Here is a 23,874-nt window from a genome sequence, read left to right as displayed (position 1 = left end):
AATGACGCTAGTAAATAGATGGTACCAAGTAATAAAATTACTAGTTGATCACAAAGGAATGAGCTTACAGGAATTGCAAGAGAAATTAGCCGCAAGTCCTCAAACAGTTCGTAAAAACATTGATACATTGAATGATGAATTAATCGGTATCGCCCAAATTATTCAGAAGGAAAATCTCTTTCAGTTAGAAATCAATAACTTTGAAGGTTTTGAAGAGGTTTTGTCTGGACGGCTAAAAAGGGAATCTGATTTTAATTCTTCAAGCAAGCGTGTTTCCTACATTATCAAACGATTAATAGAAGAAGATCAATTTATTTCAACTTATGATTTATCCGAAGAACTCGCCGTTAGTCGCGGCACAGTTAATAAAGACATTAAGCGCATGAAAGAGCTGATTGCTCCTTGGCAGGTTGCGGTTGTAGGCACGCCAAACCGTGGCATTCATTTAGAAGGAAAAGAGTTTGATTTACGCTTGCTTCATGTGAATTACGTCCAAGAATATTTTGAAGAACAGTTTCTTCATGAAACTACCAAACAAATGATACAAAAAGTCATCAAAGAAACAAGACTAGCGAAACAAGATAGTTTTCTTTTACGAAGAGTGGTTTCAATTGTTTTGCAGCGTGTTTTAGCTGGAAAACTCATTACGGAACTACCACCAGAATATGTTGATTATGTTCGTCATAACGAGCAGATTGAAGAACTGATGTATCACTTGGAAATAACCTATAATGTAACGTTAAGCCAATGGGAACGTTCCTTTATCAGCTTTCCTTTTAACATCAACACAAACCATATTCGTAATTCTTTATTGGCTGATGAAGGACTCTTAGCTGACTATTTTCAAAAAATGATGAAAAAAATTCATCATTCAGTTGTTGTTGAATTTGATGAGGACTTCTTGTTTTCAGAAATGAAAGATCATTTAAGAAACGTGATGAATCGACTCGTTTTTCATGTGGAATGTCACGATTTATTTTACGGAGAAATTGAACGACAATATCCTTTGGCCTATGAATTAGCCAAGATTGGCTTGCAAGAATTGGGCCGTTTGTTGAATCGTTGTGTGCCGACGGTTGAATTTGGGTATCTCGCTTTGTATTTTGAACTAGCATTGAGAGGGAACTATGAAGCGGGAGCCAAAAAAGAAATCGCTGTAATCTGCAGTACAGGTCATGGAACGGCCTTGATCATTCAGCGGCAATTGGAAAAAGTTTTGGGTCCAGACGTCCAGATTGCCCATTTTTCTGAAGAAGAGGCAGAGAGAAGAGAATTGAATCAATATTTTGCTATTTTTACAACCATTCCCTTAAAAAATATTCGACCACAAACACCGATGATCCATTTAACTAATTTATTTAACGATACTTGGCTCAGAAATGAGTGGCAGAGAGCAAAAGAAATTCGTTCCGTGGAATCTCAAAATATTCATATGACCTATCAATTATTAGAGAATACTCAAGGTTACCGAGCGAATATCCAGAAAATGGTTGCTGATTTAGAAGCCGAAAAATTAGTAGATCCCCAATTTATCGAACGAATTTTTACTAGAGAAGATCAACAAACAACTATTTTTGAATCGGGGATTGCCTTTCCCCATACAATTAATCAAGCCTTACCAACGATTATTTTATCGATTGGGGTTTTTGAAGAATCACTGGTTACATCAGAAGGTAAAGTTGATGTTATTTTGCTGTTGGGTATTCCAGAAGAGCTGACGGCCACTGTTGAAGCAGAGTTACTACAACTATATGACCGCTTGTTTACAATCGCAGGAGACGAACGTTTACGTAATGAATTACGGAAGCAACGAGATGTTTTAGCGGTTAAAGAGTGGATGCAAAGGAAGGGGATTATCATATGAGTTTTATCTACGTATTCGGGGCGCTTTTTTTAACAGCTTACTTCGTTCAGATAGCTATGGGAATGAAACAGATTAAACACTTTAATCAAAACTACCAAGAATTACGACAATTAGGTAAAGTCGCGATTGGTCGACGTGCAGGAAAGTTAAAAGCAGGCACGATTATCTTGTTTGCTGTGGATTCGCAAGGGAAAATCTTAGCTGCTAGAAAGATGCAAGGTGTTACCGTTCTAGCTAAATTTCATCCCTTACCTCAGTACGTGAACGAGGATATTCATTATATGGATCATTACCATCCACTCGTACAAAAGGAAAATAAATTAACCCAACAAGCGATGGAAAATGCACGAGAAATTTACTTACGTGTCGAGCTTGGCAATTATCAAGAAACACAACCATTAACGCCGCTTAATGGAGCCAAAATTCAATGGCAATTATGGAAAAATAAAGTACAAACAAAATTGAAAGGAAGTGTCGAGTAATGTCTTATATTACAAAATTTGCGGAAGGATTTATGCACCTTTTCCAAACAGGAGCAGAAACATTTATTTCTTGGATGACAGGCATCGTACCCGTTGTTTTGATGTTAATGGTGGCTATGAATACCTTAATTGCTTTTCTAGGAGAAGAAAGAGTAACCAAAGTTGCCAAACTTTCTGCCAAAAATCCTGTTACGCGATATTTAGTTCTGCCTTTTTTATCCGCTTTTATGTTAGGCAATCCAATGTCCTTTACGATGGCTCGATTTTTACCAGAATACTATAAACCTAGCTATTATGCTGCACAAGCGCAATTTTGTCATACCAGTAATGGAGTTTTCCCTCATATTAATCCTGGTGAATTGTTCGTTTGGTTAGGGATTGCGCAAGGGATTGATACGTTAGGACTAAATTCGATGGACCTAGCGATTCGCTATATGTTTGTAGGGATATTAATGAATTTTATTGGCGGTTGGGTTACCGATTTCACTACCGCCTATGTTTGCAAACAACAAGGAATTACCCTTAGTAAAACAGTAGAGATTGCTGTGGATTAGAAAGGAGCAAGGTGAGATGACGTACAATAGTATTAAGGTAGTTAAAGGAAATGGCGGTTATGGTGGGCCCTTAGTGATTACACCGACAGAAGAAAAACATAAATTTATTTACATTACAGGTGGCGGCGAGAAACCCGCAATTGTTGATAAAATCGTAGAATTGACAGGAATGGAAGCGGTCAATGGTTTTAAGACATCGATTCCAGATGATGAAATCGCATTAGCCATTATTGATTGTGGAGGCACTCTTCGTTGCGGAATTTATCCTAAAAAAGGAATTCCTACTATTAACGTTGTTCCAACTGGCAAAAGTGGTCCCTTAGCACAATACATTAATGAGACAATTTATGTTTCCGCTGTAGGCCCGAAACAGATTACATTGACATCAGAAGAAGCTGCTGCTGATATAGAAAAGCCCACCTCGAAAAAAACAGAATTTAAATATGATACAAGTAAAAAAATTACTGAACAAAAAGCGGAACAACAAAGTTTTGTTGCGAAAATTGGTATGGGTGCAGGAAAAGTTGTAGCGACATTCAACCAATCAGCCCGTGAAGGCGTACAAACGATGATCAACACAGTGATTCCGTTTATGGCATTTGTTTCTTTATTAATTGGTGTGATCCAAGGTTCAGGAATTGGTGAATTTTTTGCCAATATCATGGCGCCATTGGCAGGAAACATTGTGGGGTTAACAATTATTGGTTTTATTTGTTCTCTGCCGTTTCTTTCTCCTTTATTAGGTCCTGGAGCAGTAATCAGTCAAGTAATTGGTACGTTAATTGGTGTGGAAATTGGGAAAGGCAACATTCCGCCACAACTAGCTCTACCAGCATTGTTTGCTATTAATACACAAAACGCGTGCGACTTTATTCCCGTGGGCTTAGGTTTGGAAGAAGCTGAAGCTGAAACCGTTGAAGTCGGGGTCCCTTCTGTTTTATATTCTCGTTTCTTAAATGGTGCTCCTCGAGTACTAGTTGCTTGGTTAGCAAGTTTTGGATTGTATAGTTAAAAAATTTTTTTGGAGGATGGGAAATGTCAGTATTTACAACAAAGGTTCAGTCTATTGGACCAGAAGCCGAATTATTTAAAGAAGAAAAAATGGTCATCTTATTTGGAAAAGATGCACCAGATGCTTTAGCAGATTATTGTTATAACATTGAGGTTCAGCCAGTCACAGAAGCGATTACGAACAAGCAAATGTTAGTAATTGATGAACAAACTTACCAGATTACCGCTGTAGGCGAGGTAGTATTAACTAATTTAGACACATTGGGTCACATTACTATTAAATTTGATGGTGCAACAACACCTGAATTACCAGGTACATTATATGTTGAAGAAAAAGCTATTCCTGAAATAACTGTTGGTACAACAATCACTATTCTATAATTATCGTTTAAGGGAGGAACGTAAAAGATGGAATTTATGCTAGATACAATTAATCTTGAGGCTATTCGAAAGTATCAGAAAATTTTACCACTGGCAGGCGTAACGTCTAATCCTAGTATTGTTAAGCAAGCAGGAAAAATTGACTTCTTTGCGCAGATGAAAGAAATCAAAAAAACGATTGGACAAGCGAGTTTGCACGTCCAAGTGGTCGGTCAAACGACAGAAGAGATGCTAGAAGATGCCCAGACCATTGTACAACAATTAGGCCAAGAAACATTCATTAAAGTCCCAGTCAATGAAGCAGGCTTGGCAGCCATCAAACAACTAAAGCAAGCAAATTATCGGATAACAGCAACCGCTATTTATACAGAATTTCAAGGCTACCTAGCGATTGCGGCAGGTGCAGATTATTTAGCGCCGTATTATAATAGGATGGAGAATTTAACAATTGATTCTCAAAAGGTTATTGAGCATTTAGCTGCAGAAATTAAACGGACGAACGCAAAGAGTAAGATCTTAGCTGCTAGTTTTAAAAACGTAGCACAAATTAATCAAGCCTGTCAAATGGGGGCGCAAGCGGTCACTATCGCACCAGAACTCGTGACACAAGGATTGGCAATGCCCGCCATTCAAAAAGCAGTAACTGATTTTCAGGAAGATTGGGTTGCTGTTTTTGGAGTAGAAACGGTAAACGAATTAGCATAAAAAGAACGAGAAGAAAAAGTGGCCATTTTTCTTCTCGTTCTTTTTTTGTTTCACATGAAACATCTACGATTATTCACTTGCTCAAAAATTAGACAATTTTCTTTATTTGTCAAAGAATTTCTTAAAAAAAAGGGTTATCTTTTGGGTATTTTTTTTGGTAGCAGTATGATGAGGGTATCAAATGATAGGAGGAAACGAGAATGAGATACACAAATGGAAATTATGAAGCATTTGCTCGACCAAGAAAACCAAAAGGTGTAGATGACAAGAGTGCCTACATTGTTGGTGGTGGCCTAGCAGGTTTAGCAACGGCTGTTTTCTTAATTCGTGACGGTCAAATGAAGGGCGAAAATATTCATATTTTTGAAGAACTCACGCTGTCTGGCGGTTCTTTAGATGGTAAATTTATTCCCCATGATGGCTTTGTCACGCGCGGCGGACGCGAAATGGAAAACCATTTCGAGTGTTTGTGGGATCTATTTCGTTCGGTACCATCATTAGAAGTAGAAGATGCCTCTGTCCTAGATGAGTTTTACCGTTTAGATTTAGATGATCCGAATTCTTCAAATTGCCGCATTATTCATAACCGTGGCGAACGTGTCCCAGATGATGGACAATTTACTTTATCCAAAAAAGCACAAAAAGAAATCGTTGATTTGTTTATGACTTCTGAAGATCAATTAATTGGCAAAAAAATTGAAGATGTTTTCGGCGAAGAATTTTTTGAATCCAATTTTTGGATCTATTGGTGTTCAATGTTTGCTTTTGAAAAATGGCACTCTGCCATTGAAATGCGCCGCTACATCATGCGCTTTATCCACCACATCAAGGGACTGCCTGACTTTACAGCCTTGAAGTTTACCAAATACAATCAATACGAATCGTTAGTGAAACCATTACTAAGCTTTTTAACCAATCAAGGGGTAGACTTTCAATATGAAACAACAATCAATGATATCCAAGTCGACATCAAAGGAGCTACTAAAGTCGCTCGGCGATTATTGCTGACACAAGCTGGCAAAACCAAAGAAATTCCTTTAACTGAAAATGATTTAGTCTTCGTAACGAATGGCTCAATTACTGAAAGTTCGACGCAAGGAGATCATCATACACCAGCACCAATTACTCATGAACTAGGGGGCAGTTGGAATCTCTGGAAAAACTTAGCAAAACAATCCCCAGAATTTGGGCACCCAGAAGTTTTCTGTGAAAATTTACCAGATGAAAGTTGGTTTGTCTCAGCAACGATTACGTGGGAAAATTTCGATATTGAACCGTATCTTTCTCGGTTAACACATCGTAAATTACGGACAGGAAAAATTGTCACAGGTGGTATTATTACTATCAAAGACTCTAATTGGATGATGAGTTTTGCTATGCATAGACAACCACATTTTAAAGAACAAAATGATCAACAATCTATAACTTGGGTATATGGATTACTTTCTAATAAACCAGGAAATTATATCAAAAAACCAATCGAACAATGTACAGGTCAAGAAATTACACAAGAGTTACTCTATCATTTAGGGGTTCCAGAAGGAGAAATTGAACGTATTTCAGAAGAATCGGCTACCACTATTCCGGTCTATATGCCGTTTATCACTTCTTACTTTATGTTAAGAGAACCAGGCGATCGACCATTAGTTGTACCAAACGGCTCTAAAAATCTTGCTTTCATTGGGAACTTCGCAGATACTGAACGAGATACGGTGTTTACAACGGAGTATTCTGTGCGGACAGCGATGGAAGCTGTTTATCAATTGCTAGAGGTTGAACGCGGAGTGCCAGAAGTGTTTGCTTCTGCATACGACTTGCGCGTCTTAGCAAACTCTGTTTATTATTTATCTGACAAGAAAAAATTAACAGAAATGGATATGCCGTTCGTGGAACGCAAAATGGTTGAACACTTTGTGAAGAAATTTGAGGATACGTATATTGGTGATATTTTAAGAGAAAATCATTTAATTTAGTTGAAAAAGCGAGTGTAAATCACTCGCTTTTTTGCTGTATTATTAACTGTTGGATAAAAATTCATAATTATGTATATTCATTTTGTGATTTTATGGATATAAAATATATAATATTTTAAGCAGGGTTAGGTAGTAAACAATTTCGCAAAAAAATCTTAATTTCTGAAGAGGCTTTTTCAAAATTTTATTGAAAAGAAGGCGCATTTTTACCATAGTTTCTTCACATTTAACGACTATTATTTAAACATACCCGATAAACAAAACCCTAACAAAACACTTTTTCATTTTTTAACTCCTCCGCCCGCCCTTCCCCAAGGGGCGGGTTGTTTTTTTGCGTTAAAGCAGTTGGCATTTTGTGGGGAAAGGATTATCATTATAGAAGAAGCATGTAGAAAAAGGTGGCGAGAAGATGGAACGTTGGCAAGAATTACAACAAGCAATGAGTGCTGGTGTAGAGGCGGCGATTGACGCTGGCTGGGATCGCCAAGCCGTTTATGGGTTAGTGGAAAGCGCCATAAAAGACACGCGTTTCTTGCCACTTGAGCAAGCGAAAACAGCAGTTGCGGAATTGTTTTCGGAAGTGGAAGAAGTGGGCTCTTCGGCGTATGAGCGATTATTTCGCTTTTCAGCTTATCGTCCGCAAGAAAAGCTCTCATTACTGTTGTGGCAATTAGGTGCAGTGTTGGACCAGCATGGCATGCTGCAATTAGCAGGACCTTATCGTTTCTCGAAGACGATTGCGCCACATGCGACGTTTTGGCATTTGTTGGCAAAGACAGTTCAAAAAGCCTATCCGTTAGGTCTTCTTGGGAGCTTTAACCAAGAGAAGGCGAAAAAGATACATCAATTGAGAATGTATATTGATCGTCAAAATATCACGTATATCCGCGATTTTTTTAAACAAGAAGGAGATACCGATGAACAGGCGTTAAAACGCTATGTTTTTGCGGCCAAGCCGAAAGGGATGGGCGGGCGGAAGCTGAAAAAAAGCTCTGCTCGTTTGCATAACAAATACCCTAAGGGGGCATCTTATTCTTTGATTAATAAGAAACGATTGACGCCTAATTTTCACAGTGAGTTTATTTTGAATGAAGAAGGGACCTTTGTGACCCAATGGGATGTGTTAGTTGAAGACTGGCGAGGCAGATTAATTAGTAATCCAGCCTATTATCAAGCGGCCAAAAACAATGAATACCAGGAAAAAGTCTTGAATGGTGAATCGTTTAATTATGCAAATCGGAATAATCGTACCCATGAATTACTAGATAGTTCACCACCAGGGCGATTTGATCATCAATTACGAAAAACAGCCAAAAAAGGTTGGTTAAGTCCCCGTGTCCAAGAATACGACTACCGCAGAGAACGACAAATAAAGTGCGATGATTATAGTAAGTAAAACAAGCCAATGTTTCATGTGAAACATTGGCTTGTTTTACTCTTAGAGAAAGGCGGTTTTCGTTGCCGCCGATTGAACATTTTGGCCCGTGGCTAGAGACTTTTTACTACATAAAAAGGCGGGTTTTTCTTTTATCATTCAGGCAAAAATCTTCCGAAAAGCATTGCAAGAAATTGCTATTTGCGTTAAAGTAGGAAAAGATGATTGTGAAACATTTTTCTGTTTCACAAAAAAGGAAGGAGTCTTTATGCTACCCGAAGAATTTAGACAACTATTAGCCGCAAAAGGCATTGAATTGACAGACCAACAGATGACACAATTTGACCAATATTTCCATTTACTAGTAGAATGGAATGAAAAAATGAATTTAACAGCCATTACAGAAGAAAAAGAAGTTTATTTGAAACATTTCTATGATTCTGTTTCGTTGGCATTCTTTGAAGACTTTGCCAGTGATAAAGCCATTTGTGATGTTGGCGCAGGCGCAGGATTTCCAAGTATTCCTTTGAAAATTGTTTTTCCTTCATTAAATGTCACAATTGTTGACTCTTTAAATAAACGAATTACTTTTCTAACAGAGTTGGTGAATCAATTAGGTTTGGTCAATGTTTCTTTGTACCATGATCGTGCAGAAACATTTGGTCAAAAAGCAGAATTTCGTGGTGTGTTTGATTACGTTACAGCGCGAGCGGTCGCACGGTTAAATGTTTTAAGTGAACTGTGTTTACCGTTGGTTAGAAAAGAAGGCTATTTTTTAGCATTAAAAGCATCGAAAAGTGAAGAAGAAATTAATGAAGCAAAACCTGCGATCGCTACATTAGGCGGTCAATTTCAAAAAGAAGTTGGTTTTACTTTGCCGATTACGGCAGACGAACGCCACATTGTCGTGATTCAAAAGAAAAAAGAAACCCCTAAAAAATATCCCAGAAAACCTGGATTACCAAATAAACAACCGATTAAATAAGATGGAGGCACACACATGACACGAATTATTTCTGTAGCGAACCAAAAAGGCGGCGTTGGTAAAACAACGACCACTGTGAATTTAGGCGCATGTTTAGCAAATTTAGGCAAAAAAGTCTTACTGATCGACATTGATGCACAAGGAAATGCTACCAGTGGCATGGGTGTCCCTAAACCAGATGTCGCACACGATGTGTATGATGTCCTTGTAAATGAAGAACCAATCACTAGCGTGGTTCAACATACCAGCCGTGAAAATTTAGATATTGTCCCTGCAACCATTCAATTAGCAGGCGCCGAAATTGAATTAACTTCAATGATGGCTCGAGAATCGCGCTTGAAATTAGCAATTGATGAAGTAAGAGATATGTATGATTTCGTGTTAATTGATTGTCCGCCTTCTCTAGGACATTTAACAATCAATGCTTTTACAGCAAGTGATTCGATTCTAATTCCTGTTCAATGTGAATATTACGCATTGGAAGGCTTGAGCCAATTGCTCAATACGATTCGTTTGGTTCAAAAACATTTTAACCCTGAATTGAAAATTGAAGGGGTCTTGTTAACCATGTACGATGCTCGGACCAACTTAGGTGCCGAAGTCGTTGAAGAAGTCCGTAAATATTTCCGTGAAAAAGTCTATGACACGATTATTCCAAGAAATGTTCGTTTATCCGAAGCACCAAGTCATGGTTTACCAATCATTGACTATGATATTCGCTCAAAAGGTGCCGAAGTGTATCAAGCACTAGCAAAGGAAGTGTTGGAGAATGAATAAAGGCAAAGGTTTAGGCAGAGGCATCGATGCCTTGTTTCAAGATATCGCAAAGCTAGAAGATGTCGATGTTAAGAATGAACAAGTGACAGAAATTCTATTAAACGAACTTCGTCCCAATCCTTACCAACCGCGGAAAACATTTGATGAAACCTCTTTACAAGAACTAGCGAACTCGATTCTACATTCCGGTGTGTTTCAACCGATTATTGTCCGTAAATCGGCAGTTAAAGGCTATGAAATTATCGCGGGTGAACGTCGTTTCCGGGCTTCTAAATTAGCAGGAAAAGAAAAAATCCCCGCAATTATTCGCGAATTTGATGAAGAATCCATGATGCAAGTTGCTGTTTTGGAAAACTTACAAAGGGAAGATTTAAATCCGCTAGAAGAAGCAGAAGCCTATGAAATGCTAATGAAAAATTTGAAATTAACGCAAGCGGAAGTCGCAGAACGTTTGGGAAAAAGTCGCCCGTATATTGCCAATTATTTACGGTTGCTAACCTTACCTGATGCAGTCAAAGCAATGGTTCAAAAACAAAGCATGTCAATGGGTCAAGCACGGACGTTATTAGGCTTGAAGAATAAAGAACAGCTATTGCCATTAGCTAATCGTTGTATTAAAGACAATTTAACGGTTCGACAATTAGAACAACTTGTCGCTGAATTAAACGAAACACAAGGCAAAAAGGGCAAAAAAGCGAAAAAAGCCATCAAAGAAAAACCCATTTATATTCGTGAAAGTGAAGACCGCTTAATGGATAAATTTGGGACAACCGTAGCAATTCAAGAAAAAGAAGGCAAAGGGAAAATTGAAATTGAATACTTGTCCTCTTCGGATTTGGCTAGAATTTTAGATATTTTAGATATTCATTTTGACGAGGAATAAAAAGCAGAGTGAAAAAGTAAGCCAGAAAGTCACAAATCCTTTTGCTAGTTTCGTTAAAAAATGGTATTGTAATCATGGTATTTTTATATAAGTCAGAGAAGAAAGAAGGCTTGGAACATGTATGATTTAGGCGATATTGTCGAAATGAAAAAGCCGCATGCTTGCCAAGCAAATCGTTGGCAAATCATTCGCATGGGCGCTGATATCAAAATCAAGTGCACGAATTGCGGGCATATTGTCATGATGCCGCGTCGTGATTTTACTAAAAAATTAAAAAAAGTAATCGAGAAAAAAGCAGACTAATGCTTTGATGCCTCTAATAGAAAAGAGAATAGACTGAGAGAAAGAGTGGAAAACAAATGGCACTAACAGCTGGAATTGTCGGCTTACCAAACGTTGGTAAATCGACCCTATTTAACGCAATTACAAAAGCAGGAGCAGAAGCTGCAAATTATCCCTTTGCAACGATTGATCCGAACGTCGGCATGGTTGAGGTACCAGATGCCCGTTTACAACGCTTGACAGAACTAGTAAAACCGAAAAAAACAGTTCCCACAACGTTTGAATTTACAGACATCGCCGGAATTGTTAAAGGTGCCAGCAAAGGAGAAGGGCTGGGAAATCAGTTTTTAAGTCACATTCGCCAAGTAGATGCGATCTGTCACGTGGTTCGTTGTTTTGATGACGAAAACATCATGCGTGAACAAAATCGGGATGCGGATTTCGTTGATCCTTTAGCAGACATTGATACAATTAACTTAGAGCTAATTTTAGCAGATTTAGATTCAATCAATAAACGCTATACTCGCGTGGCTAAAATGGCAAAAGCAAAAGATAAAGAAGCGGTGGAAGAATTAGCTGTTTTAGACAAAATTAAACCAGTTTTAGAAGAAGGTTTATCTGCTCGCACGATTGAATTTACGCCAGAAGAAGAGAAAATTGTTAAATCGCTTTTCTTATTAACCACAAAGCCGGTCCTTTATGTAGCGAATGTTTCAGAAGATGAAGTGGCAGATCCAGATAACAATGAGTATGTACAACAAGTTCGTAATTTTGCAACCAGTGAAAATGCGGAAGTAATCGTGGTTAGTGCGCGAGCAGAAGAAGAAATTGCCGAATTGGATTCTGAAGAAGACAAGGCTGAATTTTTAGAAGCAATGGGCATTGAACAATCTGGCTTAGATCAATTGATTCGTGCGGCTTACGATTTGTTAGGCTTAGCTACCTACTTTACAGCTGGTGAACAAGAAGTTCGTGCGTGGACGTTCCGTAAAGGAATCAAGGCACCTCAAGCAGCTGGAATTATCCACAGTGACTTTGAACGAGGCTTCATTCGTGCGGAAACAGTTTCTTATGAAGACCTAGATAAATATGGCAATATGCAAGCTGCCAAAGAAGCGGGCCGTGTTCGTTTAGAAGGAAAAGACTATGTCGTTCAAGATGGCGATGTTATGTTATTCCGTTTTAACGTTTAAGAAAAAAACCGTGCCCAACAAGCAATTTGTTTTGGGGTAAGCCCACATATTTAAGGCCATTCAGCCGTTTAGAAAGAGGTTCCCTCTACATGAGGGTGAGGAGGATACAACTATGGAAGCAGAAGCATTACGAGCAATCGTGGCTGAGAATCGTCAATTAGAACAGAATTTGACTAAAAGAAATGAACAATACATTTTTGACTTAAAAAAATCATTAAAAGCGGCTAATTTATCTGAAGAAGAGCTAGCATTGGCTTTACACGGTATTTTACCAGAATTAGTAGCAGGTCAAAAAACAGGCAAAACAGCCCGTCAGTTATTTGGCACTGTTTCAGAACGGACGGAAGCGATTTTAAATAAACCAGCAGAAGTCAAAGAACCAGCGGGCTGGATGATTTGGCTCGACAATACCTTGTTATTACTTGGTTTATTAACAATCATGTTAGCGGCGATGTCTCTATTTTCAAAAGGAACCGCACAGCCGCTAGGATTAACCACATATATCTTAGGTGCGATGGCTGGGGGTTATGTTTTCTATCTAATGCACAAATATGTTTACCGTTTTGATCGTCAAGGTGGCGACAAAAGCAAACGTCCTGGTTGGTTAAAAACGACCGCCATTCTATTTGGTGGGATGTTCTTGTGGATTGCAGTTTTCGCCGGTTCAGCGATGCTGCCACCAGTGATCAATCCAATTTTAGATCCGATGATTGCTTTAGTAATCGGTGCGTTAGCCTTTGTGGCACGCTATTTCTTCAAGAAAAAATACAATATTCAAGGTAGTTTTATGACACGTCAATAAACGGCACGCTCTCAATTGTGAATGCGCGTAGGTTGACGCAGAAACTGCAACAAGCAAAGTCGCTCTCTCAACAGAGAGTTTTAACAGTTAAAGCCTGGGGGATTAGTCGAAAGAACTAGTGTCCCAGGCTTCTGTTTTCAGAAGTTTGCTAAAGAAAGGAGCCTCTTATGGGACAACAAGTGAAGTCTTGGTGCCGTCAACACGAGCGGCTACTCATTTTTATTAGTTTTCTCTTATTAAGTGGACTTTCTCTCTATTTTGTCTACTTTCAAGAGAATTTTTTACGAGCAAGTGATTTCCGCTTTCATCAAAATCGGGTGGAAGGCCTCGCATTAGCAATTAAAAACAACGACTGGTTTCCTAAAATCAATTATTTTTTCTTGGGAGGCTATGGGTATGCCTCTAGTTTGTTTTATCCAGATGCGTATCTTTATTTACCTGCGCTTTTGCGTGTTCTGGGGTTTTCCTTTGTCGCTAGTATGACGATTTTTGTATTTGTGGTAAACTTAGCAACATTTAGTCTTACTTATTACGCAGGCCGATTAATGGCGCTCTCTAAAAAAAGAAGCTATGTCTTTGCCATTTTGTATGGCTTATCTATTTACCGCATGCAAGACTTGTTTAATCGCCAAGCGTTAGGAGAATTTTTGGCGTTAAGTTTTTTTCCGTTGGTCTTAGCGAGTCTGTTTTTATTACGAAGGGGAACCACGAAACGTTGGCCATTGTTAACGATGGCGATGACCGGGATTGGGCTAGCTCACTTTATTTCTATTGAAATGGTTTCTATTTGGATTGGTTTATACATTCTGTTTTATTGGCAGCAGTTTTTTAAAAAGGAGGTCCTGTTGGCATTAGCGAAGGCTGCAGGTCTGACATTGCTTTGGCTGGCCTTTTACCTTTTACCAGTGGTTGAACAAATGAAAAATCAAGTGTTTAAAGTTACGTCCAATCCACTCACTTATATTTCCGAAAGAAGTTATTCTATTGTTTCTCTTTTCATTAATAGTTTAAAGAGCAGTGTTTTTCACGCAAAAACAGCGAATCTAGGAACTCTTTTGTTTGTGGGGCTTGTTGTAGCAGTGGTTTCGCTTGCCAGCAAAAAAATTCAGGACAAACGGTTTATTGGTTTGACTCTGGTGCTCTTATTGATGGTTACCACGCTTTTTCCTTGGCACTGGCTGAACCACACGCCTTTAAATACGATTCAGTTTCCTTGGCGGTTTTTAGGGATTCTTTCTGTGATGCTCGCTTTTTTCATTGCACAAGATGAATGGGGCGTTTTCCGTAACTCTTGGACCGTGGCTTTGTTGGTTTTCCTTGCCATTAGCAATTTAGGCATTTATCAATATCAAAGTATTCAGTCACAACAAGGCCGCCTGTTAACAAAAGCTGAGTATGAGCAACCAACGCCTTTTTATATCGGTGCGGGCCATGAATATTTGCCAGATGAAATCAATTATCAGGAACTATTGAAACGGAAAAAACGACCACTTGATTATTCGGCAGAACAAGTAACCATTACAAACGTTAGAATGCCTTATGGGAAAATTTCATTTGACTATCAAGTGGTGAATCAATCAGCAAAGGTGGCTGTGCCTTTTATTTATTACTTAGGCTATCAAGCCACGATTCAAATGAAAAACCAAACGGGCGCCCAAAAAATGAATCTTACCAATCAAGGAGGCTTAGCCGCTCTTTCTTTATCTGGTACAGGACATGTCGACATCCGTTACCAAAGAACAAAAGCACAAAAAATAGGGACAATGATTACCCTGCTTTCTGTCGGCGGTTTTGGATTTAGCCGATTTTTACAACAAAAAAAGAAACACAAGGTAAAAGTATAACCTTAATTAGGAAGAGTTGAATAAAGGACAAAACGATTTTGGCGTTTTGTCCTTTATTCCTCATTGATTATTTAAACAAATCTAGTTGACTTCCTTAGTATTATCTGTTATTTTCATATATAAAATTAAGTTGAGGAGTGGACAAAAAAATGTCAAATTGGGAAACAAAATTTGCGAAAAAAGGTCTTACATTTGATGATGTGCTATTAATCCCTGCAGAAAGCCATGTCTTACCAAATGATGTAGACATGAGTGTACAACTAGCTAAAAATATCAAGTTAAATATTCCATTGATGAGTGCCAGTATGGATACTGTTACAGATAGTAATATGGCAATTGCGATGGCTCGTCAAGGTGGACTAGGTGTCGTACATAAAAATATGACTGTCGCCCAACAAGCAGACGAAGTACGTAAAGTCAAACGTTCTGAAAGTGGCGTTATCATTGATCCATTCTTTCTAACACCAACAAACTTAGTAGCGGATGCAGAAGAATTAATGAGTCGTTACCGTATTAGCGGTGTGCCGATTGTAGAAACAATGGAAAACCGTAAATTAGTCGGAATTATTACAAACCGTGATATGCGTTTTGTAACGGACTACCAAATCAAAATCGAAGAAGTCATGACAAAAGATCATTTAGTCACTGCACCAGTTGGCACATCTTTAAAAGATGCAGAAAAAATCTTGCAAAAACATAAAATCGAAAAATTACCAATCGTTGATGAAGCAGGTCGCTTAAGTGGTTTAATTACAATTAAAGACATTGAAAAAGTGATTGAATTCCCCAATGCTGCCAAAGACGAACACGGTCGTTTACTTGTGGCGGCAGCAGTCGGTGTCACTAGTGATACGTTCGAACGTGCGGAAGCATTATTAGAAGCAGGTGCCGATGCGATTGTTATCGATACTGCACATGGCCATAGTGCCGGCGTTATTCGCAAAATTAAAGAAATTCGTGAAACGTTCCCTGAAGCAACATTAATTGCTGGTAATGTTGCCACTGCTGAAGCAACCAAAGCCTTGTATGATGTCGGCGTTGACGTTGTTAAAGTTGGTATTGGACCTGGTTCCATTTGTACAACACGTGTCGTTGCAGGTGTCGGTGTTCCTCAATTAACAGCGATTTATGATGCTGCTTCTGTAGCTAGAGAATATGGTAAAGCAATTATCGCTGATGGCGGTATTAAATATTCTGGTGATATCGTGAAAGCCTTAGCTGCTGGTGGACATGCTGTAATGCTAGGAAGTATGTTAGCAGGTACAGATGAATCTCCAGGCGAATTTGAAATTTATCAAGGCCGTCGTTTCAAAACTTACCGTGGCATGGGCTCATTGGGCGCAATGGAAAAAGGATCAAGTGATCGTTACTTCCAAGGAAGTGTCAATGAAGCAAACAAATTAGTGCCAGAAGGAATCGAAGGACGTGTTGCCTACAAAGGAAGCGTTTCTGATATTGTCTTCCAATTAATCGGTGGCTTGAAATCAGGGATGGGTTACGTCGGTGCAGCAGACCTGAAAGCGTTGCGTGAAGAAGCACAATTTGTTCAAATGAGCGGTAACGGATTGAAAGAATCACATCCACATGACGTTCAAATCACAAAAGAAGCACCAAACTATTCTGTTCAATAAAATAAAAGCTGATTTTTTTTGAAATTTAAAAGAGGCAGACGTCATTTCGACGTCTGCCTCTTTTTCTGTAGAATAAAAGCCGTTATCTGATATCAGACAACGACCTTCATCTTCCCCTTATTTAATAACTGTTAGGTTACCCATGTAAGGAACTAGGACTTCTGGTACAGTTACAGAGCCATCTTCGTTTTGGTAGTTTTCTAAAATAGCAGCGACTGTCCGTCCCACGGCTAAACCAGAACCATTGAGTGTATGTGCATATTGGACTTTATCATTTTCATCACGGTAACGAATCATCGCACGGCGCGCTTGGAAATCTTCACAGTTTGAGCATGAACTGATTTCACGGTACGTCTCTTGAGCAGGAATCCAAACTTCCAAGTCATAAGTTTTCGCAGCTGAGAAGCCCATGTCACCTGTTGAAAGAGCCATGACACGGTAAGGTAAACCCAGTTTTTGCAGAATTTCTTCGGCATTATTCGTCATTTTTTCTAATTCCTCATAAGAATGCTCTGCATCACTAAATTTAACCATTTCGACTTTATTAAATTGGTGTAAACGAATTAACCCACGTGTGTCACGACCAGCGCTACCAGCTTCAGAACGGAAAGAAGGGCTCAAGGCCGTAAAGTAAATCGGTAAATCCTTGCCATCTAAAATTTCATTGTTGTAGTAATTAGTTAAAGGGACTTCCGCCGTTGGAATTAACGTTAAATCCGTATCTTGTAATTGGAAGACATCTTCTTTAAATTTAGGAAATTGGCCAGTTCCGAACATGGCGGTGTCATTAACGATATAAGGCGTAATCATTTCTGTATAGCCATGTTCATAAACATGTAAATCTAACATGAAGTTGTATAATGCACGTTCCAAGCGAGCACCTAAGCCTTTGTAATAAACAAAACGGCTACCGGCTACTTTGGCACCACGTTCAAAATCTAGAATGTCTAAGTTTTCAGCGACTTCCCAGTGTGGTTTTGGTTCAAAAGCAAAAGTTCTTGGTTCACTCCAACGACGTACTTCTACATTTTCTTCTTCGCCAGCGCCAACCGGTACAGAATCATCTGGCAAGTTCGGTAAAGTAGTTGTGATCCCACGTAGTTCTTCGTCAATAGCGTTAATTTCTGCATCTAACGCTTTAATATTGCCGCCGACTTCTTTCATTTCCGCGATTTTTGCTGTTGCATCTTCCTTGTTCCGTTTTAATTGAGCAATTTCAGCAGACACATCATTCCGGTATTTTTTCATTTCTTCGACTTTGACTAGTAAATCACGCCGACTTTCATCTAAACGCAGAAATTCCACTAAAATTTCTTCTTTCACGCCACGGGTTTGGAGCTTTGCTTTTACTTCGTCAAAATTTTGACGCATCATTTTTACATCTAACATATTTTTTCCTCCTTAAATTAGTACATAATCAATAATAACTGTTGTAGAAAACAACAAAAAAGCCATCTCACCCCAAAAATAAATATTCTTGGGACGAAATGACTGGAAATCTCGCGGTACCACCCAAGTTCAGTAATGTTACTGCCCTTGATTTGCAGATAACGGCTGCAGACCGTTCCAACTTATTTCGCTGGACACCTAGAAGAGACGGACTTCTTTATAGATGAATGTTTGCTCGCACCCCCGCAAACTCTCTGGAATTCAGTGCCATAAATACTTTTTCTCTTAGTTTTCTCTTTTCTATAGAATACCGAAAAAGCTCAGGGATGTCAATTAACTCTCTGATTTCTTGTTGGTACGCTGTAAGGGTAGATGAATAATAAAGGAAGTCCACTTTTGATCAGACTTCGCATAGATATATCCACCATGCAAAGCGACAATACTTTGTGCAATAGCCAGACCTAAACCAGTACCACCCGTTTCTTGTGATCGCGATTCTTCGACACGATAGAAGCGGTCAAATAACTGATCTAAAGAATGTTTAGGGATAGCTGGTCCATCATTACGAACAGCGATAATTGCTTCGGTGCCGACTTTGTCTACTTCCATCACAATATGATGGCCGCCTTTACCATATTTCAAGGCGTTTGAAAGAAGGTTGTTAAAGACTCGGACTAGTTTTTCCGTATCGCCTTCCATCATTAAAGAAGCTGGATTGGCTTTTACTTGGATTTGCATATTAATCTTTTTCGCTTCCAATTCAAAATCGGCAGCAAGCTGTTCAATTAATTGTGCCATATCAAAAGTCGTTGTATGAATCGGTACACTTGGTTGACGGACTTTTGTATATTCAAAAAGATCATCAACTAATAATTTCATTTGTTTCGCTTTGACGTAAGCGGTATGCGTGTATTTCAGTAAATCTTCTTGGCTATGGAATTGACGATCTTCAATCAATCCCAGATAACCAATAATAGAAGTTAACGGTGTCCGAATATCATGACTGACATTCGTAATTAATTCATCTTTTGATTTTTCAATTCGCCGTTCATCTTCAATGGCTGCAACAGTACTATCAACCAGACCGTTAATACTCGTCACGACTTTTGCTAAATCACCACTTAATTCAAACGGAATGCGATGATTGTAATTACCATCAGCGATGTAATGTAACTCACTGATAATATGACGTAATTGCATTTGATGGTAGCGACGGATTAAGCGCCAATAGAGAACAGCTGCATCTACTAAAAAGAAAATGGGTAAGACAAATTTATTCCAGCTCCAAAACAAATCAGTATTTAATTCTTTAGCGACCGCATCCTTAGTGGCCCAGATGACACCAGCTAAGGGCGAGTTTTCACTAAGTAGTTGTCCTAAAAGGAACATAATTGAGACATTTAATAGTAGTAATAAAACAATTGTTACAATTGCTTCTGCTAATAACTCGCTGATTTCTTTAGAGGTTAAGGTAATTCTTTTTTGTTTTTCAATCTTTTTAGGTTTAACGAGCATCGATCTTATATCCAACTCCCCACACTGTTTGAATGACTTTTTCTCCGCCAGTTGCTTCTTCAATCTTATCTCTTAAATGACTTACATGGACCATCACGGTTTTAGCAGAAACAATACTTTCTTGTTGCCACACACGCTCAAAAATTTCATCCGCACTAAACACACGATTTGGATGACTAGCTAATAGATAGAGGATACCAAACTCAAGAGCGGTTAATTGAATTTCTTTTCCTTCTATTGTTTTGACTTCGTGAGAGTCCTTATTAATCATTAATGGGCCGACTTCTAATTCATCGGGTTCTTCTTTGGTTAATTGCATTTGGCTTCTACGTAAAATAGACTTTACCCGAGCCATTACTTCTAAAGGATTAAAGGGCTTGGTGACATAATCGTCTGCACCAGCAACTAAGCCTTTGATTTTATCCATATCGGTTGTTTTTGCCGTTAACATAATAATTGGAATTTGCGACTCTTTCCGAAGTTCTTTCACCACTTCCATTCCATCCATGATTGGCATCATAATGTCCAAGATTAATAAATCGATATCTGGTGTTGTGTGCAATTTGGATAATGCTTCTTTTCCATCATAAGCTTTCACAACTTCGTATCCTTCATTATGAATATAAATACTCAATAGTTCTACAATTTCTTTATCATCATCTGCAACTAAAATTTTCATAAGCGTTCATTTCCTCCATATATAAAAAATCTCTTTTCCATATTTTAACAAATAATCGCTAAAAAGGACAAAATCCTTGATATATTACGATAAATTTAGAAGATTTTGCTAAAAGTTAATAAACTATAGTCAAAAAAGGATGAAAGGGGGTAAAAAGCGAACGAAAATACCTAGACCAATCATAATAATCGGTATTGGAAAAAAGTTTAAAAAAAGTGAAAATAATGATTGACCAATGCTTGAAATCTTGGTATATTATTACATGTCGCAAGGCGAGTCACACAGCTGAGCGATTTAGAAATCAATAATTAAATAACAATTCTTGATTTCAAATCTCTCGAAAAAAGTTTGAAAAAACAACAAAAAAGTTGTTGACAAATAACAAACGAGATGATAAGATATAGAAGTTGTCACAACAGACAACAACGACCGAGCAAAACAACTTAAAAAAACTTTTTCAAAAAAGTTCTTGACATTCAAACGAAAGTTTGTTATGATATAAAAGTTGCTGCGAGGTAACGTAGACCTTTGAAAACTGAACAAAGAATAGACGAACCAAATGTGTAGGGCGTCTTGATTCAATTCAAGACAACAAACATTTTTAACAAGCAAGCAATATGCTAGCAAACAAATTGAGCTTAACAATCGTAAGATTGTTCTAACTTTTATTATGAGAGTTTGATCCTGGCTCAGGACGAACGCTGGCGGCGTGCCTAATACATGCAAGTCGAACGCTTCTTTCCTCCCGAGTGCTTGCACTCAATTGGAAAGAGGAGTGGCGGACGGGTGAGTAACACGTGGGTAACCTACCCATCAGAGGGGGATAACACTTGGAAACAGGTGCTAATACCGCGTAACAGTTTATGCCGCATGGCATAAGAGTGAAAGGCGCTTTCGGGTGTCGCTGATGGATGGACCCGCGGTGCATTAGCTAGTTGGTGAGGTAACGGCTCACCAAGGCCACGATGCATAGCCGACCTGAGAGGGTGATCGGCCACACTGGGACTGAGACACGGCCCAGACTCCTACGGGAGGCAGCAGTAGGGAATCTTCGGCAATGGACGAAAGTCTGACCGAGCAACGCCGCGTGAGTGAAGAAGGTTTTCGGATCGTAAAACTCTGTTGTTAGAGAAGAACAAGGACGTTAGTAACTGAACGTCCCCTGACGGTATCTAACCAGAAAGCCACGGCTAACTACGTGCCAGCAGCCGCGGTAATACGTAGGTGGCAAGCGTTGTCCGGATTTATTGGGCGTAAAGCGAGCGCAGGCGGTTTCTTAAGTCTGATGTGAAAGCCCCCGGCTCAACCGGGGAGGGTCATTGGAAACTGGGAGACTTGAGTGCAGAAGAGGAGAGTGGAATTCCATGTGTAGCGGTGAAATGCGTAGATATATGGAGGAACACCAGTGGCGAAGGCGGCTCTCTGGTCTGTAACTGACGCTGAGGCTCGAAAGCGTGGGGAGCAAACAGGATTAGATACCCTGGTAGTCCACGCCGTAAACGATGAGTGCTAAGTGTTGGAGGGTTTCCGCCCTTCAGTGCTGCAGCAAACGCATTAAGCACTCCGCCTGGGGAGTACGACCGCAAGGTTGAAACTCAAAGGAATTGACGGGGGCCCGCACAAGCGGTGGAGCATGTGGTTTAATTCGAAGCAACGCGAAGAACCTTACCAGGTCTTGACATCCTTTGACCACTCTAGAGATAGAGCTTTCCCTTCGGGGACAAAGTGACAGGTGGTGCATGGTTGTCGTCAGCTCGTGTCGTGAGATGTTGGGTTAAGTCCCGCAACGAGCGCAACCCTTATTGTTAGTTGCCATCATTTAGTTGGGCACTCTAGCGAGACTGCCGGTGACAAACCGGAGGAAGGTGGGGATGACGTCAAATCATCATGCCCCTTATGACCTGGGCTACACACGTGCTACAATGGGAAGTACAACGAGTCGCTAGACCGCGAGGTCATGCAAATCTCTTAAAGCTTCTCTCAGTTCGGATTGCAGGCTGCAACTCGCCTGCATGAAGCCGGAATCGCTAGTAATCGCGGATCAGCACGCCGCGGTGAATACGTTCCCGGGCCTTGTACACACCGCCCGTCACACCACGAGAGTTTGTAACACCCGAAGTCGGTGAGGTAACCTTTTTGGAGCCAGCCGCCTAAGGTGGGATAGATGATTGGGGTGAAGTCGTAACAAGGTAGCCGTATCGGAAGGTGCGGCTGGATCACCTCCTTTCTAAGGAATATTACGGAAATACACATTTCGTCTTTACTTTGTTCAGTTTTGAGAGGTCTACTCTCAAAACATTCGTTCATTGAAAACTGGATATTGAAGTAAAAAGAATCAAAACAAACCGAGAACACCGCGTTGAATGAGTTTTTTTAATAAGTTCAATTGCTTATTTATTGATTAACCTTCTATCGCTAGAAGAAGTAATCAAGACCCAACCGTAAGGTTGATAAGGTTAAGTGAATAAGGGCGCACGGTGGATGCCTTGGCACTAGGAGCCGATGAAGGACGGGACTAACACCGATATGCTTTGGGGAGCTGTAAGTAAGCTATGATCCAGAGATTTCCGAATGGGGGAACCCAATATCTTTTATAGGATATTACTTTTCAGTGAATACATAGCTGATTAGAGGTAGACGCAGAGAACTGAAACATCTTAGTACCTGCAGGAAGAGAAAGAAAATTCGATTCCCTGAGTAGCGGCGAGCGAAACGGGAAGAGCCCAAACCAACAAGCTTGCTTGTTGGGGTTGTAGGACTCCAATATGGTAGTCTGTTAGTATAGTTGAAGGATTTGGAAAAGTCCGCTAAAGAGGGTGAAAGCCCCGTAGACGAAATGCTAACAACACCTAGGAGGATCCTGAGTACGGCGGAACACGAGAAATTCCGTCGGAATCCGCGGGGACCATCCCGCAAGGCTAAATACTCCCTAGTGACCGATAGTGAACCAGTACCGTGAGGGAAAGGTGAAAAGCACCCCGGAAGGGGAGTGAAATAGATCCTGAAACCGTGTGCCTACAACAAGTCAAAGCTCGTTAATGAGTGATGGCGTGCCTTTTGTAGAATGAACCGGCGAGTTACGATTGCATGCGAGGTTAAGTCGAAGAGACGGAGCCGCAGCGAAAGCGAGTCTGAATAGGGCGAATGAGTATGTAGTCGTAGACCCGAAACCATGTGATCTACCCATGTCCAGGTTGAAGGTGCGGTAAAACGCACTGGAGGACCGAACCCACGTACGTTGAAAAGTGCGGGGATGAGGTGTGGGTAGCGGAGAAATTCCAAACGAACTTGGAGATAGCTGGTTCTCTCCGAAATAGCTTTAGGGCTAGCCTCGGAATTGAGAATGATGGAGGTAGAGCACTGTTTGGACTAGGGGCCCATCTCGGGTTACCGAATTCAGATAAACTCCGAATGCCATTCATTTATATCCGGGAGTCAGACTGCGAGTGATAAGATCCGTAGTCGAAAGGGAAACAGCCCAGACCACCAGCTAAGGTCCCAAAATATATGTTAAGTGGAAAAGGATGTGGGGTTGCACAGACAACTAGG

19 protein-coding genes, 2 rRNA genes and 1 other annotated feature (1 of these 22 only partly in view) are annotated in these 23,874 nt (G+C 39.8%); of the genes, 18 read left to right on the top strand and 3 right to left on the bottom strand.

Annotation, left to right across the window (positions count from 1 at the left end; genetic code table 11):
- The first annotated feature begins 1 nt into the window (after position 1).
- The 16 genes from IGL49_RS12035 to guaB all read left to right on the top strand — a co-directional run bounded on the left by IGL49_RS12035 (position 2) and on the right by guaB (position 16,742).
- Entirely contained in the window at positions 2-1,864 is a 1,863-nt protein-coding gene (locus IGL49_RS12035; protein WP_104853886.1) for a BglG family transcription antiterminator, read from the top strand.
- Positions 1,861-2,346 carry a transcriptional regulator GutM gene (locus tag IGL49_RS12030; protein WP_002355985.1) on the top strand — a complete coding sequence of 162 codons (486 nt, stop codon included), beginning with the start codon at positions 1,861-1,863 and terminating at the stop codon, positions 2,344-2,346. The genes IGL49_RS12035 and IGL49_RS12030 overlap by 4 nt, the downstream gene beginning before the upstream one ends.
- Positions 2,346-2,900 carry a PTS glucitol/sorbitol transporter subunit IIC gene (srlA, locus tag IGL49_RS12025; protein WP_002355983.1) on the top strand — a complete coding sequence of 185 codons (555 nt, stop codon included), beginning with the start codon at positions 2,346-2,348 and terminating at the stop codon, positions 2,898-2,900. Before IGL49_RS12030 ends, srlA begins: the two co-directional genes overlap by 1 nt.
- Positions 2,901-2,916: 16 nt before the next feature.
- Positions 2,917-3,912 carry a PTS glucitol/sorbitol transporter subunit IIB gene (srlE, locus tag IGL49_RS12020; RefSeq protein ID WP_104853885.1) on the top strand — a complete coding sequence of 332 codons (996 nt, stop codon included), beginning with the start codon at positions 2,917-2,919 and terminating at the stop codon, positions 3,910-3,912.
- Between the two features lie 23 nt (positions 3,913-3,935).
- Positions 3,936-4,292 carry a PTS glucitol/sorbitol transporter subunit IIA gene (locus IGL49_RS12015; protein ID WP_104853884.1) on the top strand — a complete coding sequence of 119 codons (357 nt, stop codon included), beginning with the start codon at positions 3,936-3,938 and terminating at the stop codon, positions 4,290-4,292.
- Between the two features lie 27 nt (positions 4,293-4,319).
- Positions 4,320-4,997, top strand: a complete 678-nt coding sequence (locus tag IGL49_RS12010; RefSeq protein ID WP_104853883.1) for a fructose-6-phosphate aldolase — start codon at positions 4,320-4,322, stop codon at positions 4,995-4,997.
- Between the two features lie 200 nt (positions 4,998-5,197).
- On the top strand, positions 5,198-6,970 hold the full coding sequence (locus IGL49_RS12005; protein ID WP_002361446.1) for an oleate hydratase: 1,773 nt from the start codon (positions 5,198-5,200) through the stop codon (positions 6,968-6,970).
- Between the two features lie 409 nt (positions 6,971-7,379).
- Positions 7,380-8,366, top strand: a complete 987-nt coding sequence (locus IGL49_RS12000; RefSeq protein ID WP_104853880.1) for a DUF3114 domain-containing protein — start codon at positions 7,380-7,382, stop codon at positions 8,364-8,366.
- Positions 8,367-8,613: 247 nt separating this feature from the next.
- Positions 8,614-9,330, top strand: coding sequence for a 16S rRNA (guanine(527)-N(7))-methyltransferase RsmG (gene rsmG, locus IGL49_RS11995; protein WP_104855284.1), 717 nt, complete (start codon positions 8,614-8,616; stop codon positions 9,328-9,330).
- A gap of 15 nt (positions 9,331-9,345) precedes the next feature.
- Positions 9,346-10,107, top strand: coding sequence for a ParA family protein (locus IGL49_RS11990; protein WP_002355976.1), 762 nt, complete (start codon positions 9,346-9,348; stop codon positions 10,105-10,107).
- Entirely contained in the window at positions 10,100-10,990 is an 891-nt protein-coding gene (locus IGL49_RS11985; RefSeq protein WP_002355975.1) for a ParB/RepB/Spo0J family partition protein, read from the top strand. The genes IGL49_RS11990 and IGL49_RS11985 overlap by 8 nt, the downstream gene beginning before the upstream one ends.
- A gap of 117 nt (positions 10,991-11,107) precedes the next feature.
- On the top strand, positions 11,108-11,293 hold the full coding sequence (locus IGL49_RS11980) for a DUF951 domain-containing protein (protein WP_002355974.1): 186 nt from the start codon (positions 11,108-11,110) through the stop codon (positions 11,291-11,293).
- 56 nt (positions 11,294-11,349) lie between these two features.
- Positions 11,350-12,465 (top strand): redox-regulated ATPase YchF, encoded by a 1,116-nt coding sequence (gene ychF, locus IGL49_RS11975; RefSeq protein WP_002355971.1) that lies wholly within the window; start codon positions 11,350-11,352, stop codon positions 12,463-12,465.
- A gap of 112 nt (positions 12,466-12,577) precedes the next feature.
- Positions 12,578-13,267: a DUF1129 domain-containing protein gene (locus IGL49_RS11970; protein ID WP_002363563.1), complete on the top strand. Its 690-nt coding sequence runs from the start codon at positions 12,578-12,580 to the stop codon at positions 13,265-13,267.
- A 167-nt stretch (positions 13,268-13,434) separates the two neighbouring features.
- The gene (locus IGL49_RS11965; protein WP_104855282.1) at positions 13,435-15,111 is read left to right on the top strand and encodes a 6-pyruvoyl-tetrahydropterin synthase-related protein; all 1,677 of its coding nucleotides are present in this window, start codon (positions 13,435-13,437) and stop codon (positions 15,109-15,111) included.
- A 149-nt stretch (positions 15,112-15,260) separates the two neighbouring features.
- Entirely contained in the window at positions 15,261-16,742 is a 1,482-nt protein-coding gene (gene guaB / locus IGL49_RS11960; protein WP_002355966.1) for an IMP dehydrogenase, read from the top strand.
- 117 nt (positions 16,743-16,859) lie between these two features.
- On the opposite strand, the gene serS is transcribed toward guaB, so the two are convergent.
- The 3 genes from serS to IGL49_RS11945 all read right to left on the bottom strand — a co-directional run bounded on the left by serS (position 16,860) and on the right by IGL49_RS11945 (position 20,325).
- Positions 16,860-18,131, bottom strand: coding sequence for a serine--tRNA ligase (gene serS, locus IGL49_RS11955; RefSeq protein WP_104855283.1), 1,272 nt, complete (start codon positions 18,129-18,131; stop codon positions 16,860-16,862).
- Between the two features lie 86 nt (positions 18,132-18,217).
- Positions 18,218-18,426, bottom strand: a binding site (T-box leader).
- Between the two features lie 38 nt (positions 18,427-18,464).
- Positions 18,465-19,646 carry a sensor histidine kinase gene (locus IGL49_RS11950; RefSeq protein WP_002363566.1) on the bottom strand — a complete coding sequence of 394 codons (1,182 nt, stop codon included), beginning with the start codon at positions 19,644-19,646 and terminating at the stop codon, positions 18,465-18,467.
- On the bottom strand, positions 19,636-20,325 hold the full coding sequence (locus IGL49_RS11945) for a response regulator transcription factor (RefSeq protein ID WP_002355963.1): 690 nt from the start codon (positions 20,323-20,325) through the stop codon (positions 19,636-19,638). The genes IGL49_RS11950 and IGL49_RS11945 overlap by 11 nt, the downstream gene beginning before the upstream one ends.
- 666 nt (positions 20,326-20,991) lie before the next feature.
- On the opposite strand from IGL49_RS11945, the gene IGL49_RS11940 reads away from it, so the two are divergent.
- Together IGL49_RS11940 and IGL49_RS11935 are read left to right on the top strand one after the other, a co-directional pair.
- Positions 20,992-22,552, top strand: a 16S ribosomal RNA gene (locus IGL49_RS11940).
- A gap of 227 nt (positions 22,553-22,779) precedes the next feature.
- A 23S ribosomal RNA gene (locus IGL49_RS11935) occupies positions 22,780-23,874 on the top strand; it runs 1,818 nt beyond the window's last position.
- Together the 16S and 23S rRNA genes form the textbook arrangement of a ribosomal RNA operon.

It is taken from the genome of Enterococcus sp. DIV1337a (genome assembly GCF_051712285.1).
GTDB lineage: Bacteria > Bacillota > Bacilli > Lactobacillales > Enterococcaceae > Enterococcus > Enterococcus faecalis.
This window is presented reverse-complemented; position numbering and strand designations above follow the sequence as displayed.

Coding starts and splice junctions, on each gene's coding strand:
- IGL49_RS11965 (WP_104855282.1), top strand. CDS start 13,435: ATGGGACAACAAGTGAAGTCTTGGTGCCGTCAACACGAGCGGCTACTC.
- IGL49_RS11950 (WP_002363566.1), bottom strand. CDS start 19,646: ATGCTCGTTAAACCTAAAAAGATTGAAAAACAAAAAAGAATTACCTTA.
- srlA (WP_002355983.1), top strand. CDS start 2,346: ATGTCTTATATTACAAAATTTGCGGAAGGATTTATGCACCTTTTCCAA.
- ychF (WP_002355971.1), top strand. CDS start 11,350: ATGGCACTAACAGCTGGAATTGTCGGCTTACCAAACGTTGGTAAATCG.
- guaB (WP_002355966.1), top strand. CDS start 15,261: ATGTCAAATTGGGAAACAAAATTTGCGAAAAAAGGTCTTACATTTGAT.
- IGL49_RS11990 (WP_002355976.1), top strand. CDS start 9,346: ATGACACGAATTATTTCTGTAGCGAACCAAAAAGGCGGCGTTGGTAAA.
- IGL49_RS12005 (WP_002361446.1), top strand. CDS start 5,198: ATGAGATACACAAATGGAAATTATGAAGCATTTGCTCGACCAAGAAAA.
- IGL49_RS12030 (WP_002355985.1), top strand. CDS start 1,861: ATGAGTTTTATCTACGTATTCGGGGCGCTTTTTTTAACAGCTTACTTC.
- serS (WP_104855283.1), bottom strand. CDS start 18,131: ATGTTAGATGTAAAAATGATGCGTCAAAATTTTGACGAAGTAAAAGCA.
- IGL49_RS11970 (WP_002363563.1), top strand. CDS start 12,578: ATGGAAGCAGAAGCATTACGAGCAATCGTGGCTGAGAATCGTCAATTA.
- IGL49_RS11980 (WP_002355974.1), top strand. CDS start 11,108: ATGTATGATTTAGGCGATATTGTCGAAATGAAAAAGCCGCATGCTTGC.
- IGL49_RS12010 (WP_104853883.1), top strand. CDS start 4,320: ATGGAATTTATGCTAGATACAATTAATCTTGAGGCTATTCGAAAGTAT.
- IGL49_RS11985 (WP_002355975.1), top strand. CDS start 10,100: ATGAATAAAGGCAAAGGTTTAGGCAGAGGCATCGATGCCTTGTTTCAA.
- rsmG (WP_104855284.1), top strand. CDS start 8,614: ATGCTACCCGAAGAATTTAGACAACTATTAGCCGCAAAAGGCATTGAA.
- srlE (WP_104853885.1), top strand. CDS start 2,917: ATGACGTACAATAGTATTAAGGTAGTTAAAGGAAATGGCGGTTATGGT.
- IGL49_RS12000 (WP_104853880.1), top strand. CDS start 7,380: ATGGAACGTTGGCAAGAATTACAACAAGCAATGAGTGCTGGTGTAGAG.
- IGL49_RS11945 (WP_002355963.1), bottom strand. CDS start 20,325: ATGAAAATTTTAGTTGCAGATGATGATAAAGAAATTGTAGAACTATTG.
- IGL49_RS12015 (WP_104853884.1), top strand. CDS start 3,936: ATGTCAGTATTTACAACAAAGGTTCAGTCTATTGGACCAGAAGCCGAA.
- IGL49_RS12035 (WP_104853886.1), top strand. CDS start 2: ATGACGCTAGTAAATAGATGGTACCAAGTAATAAAATTACTAGTTGAT.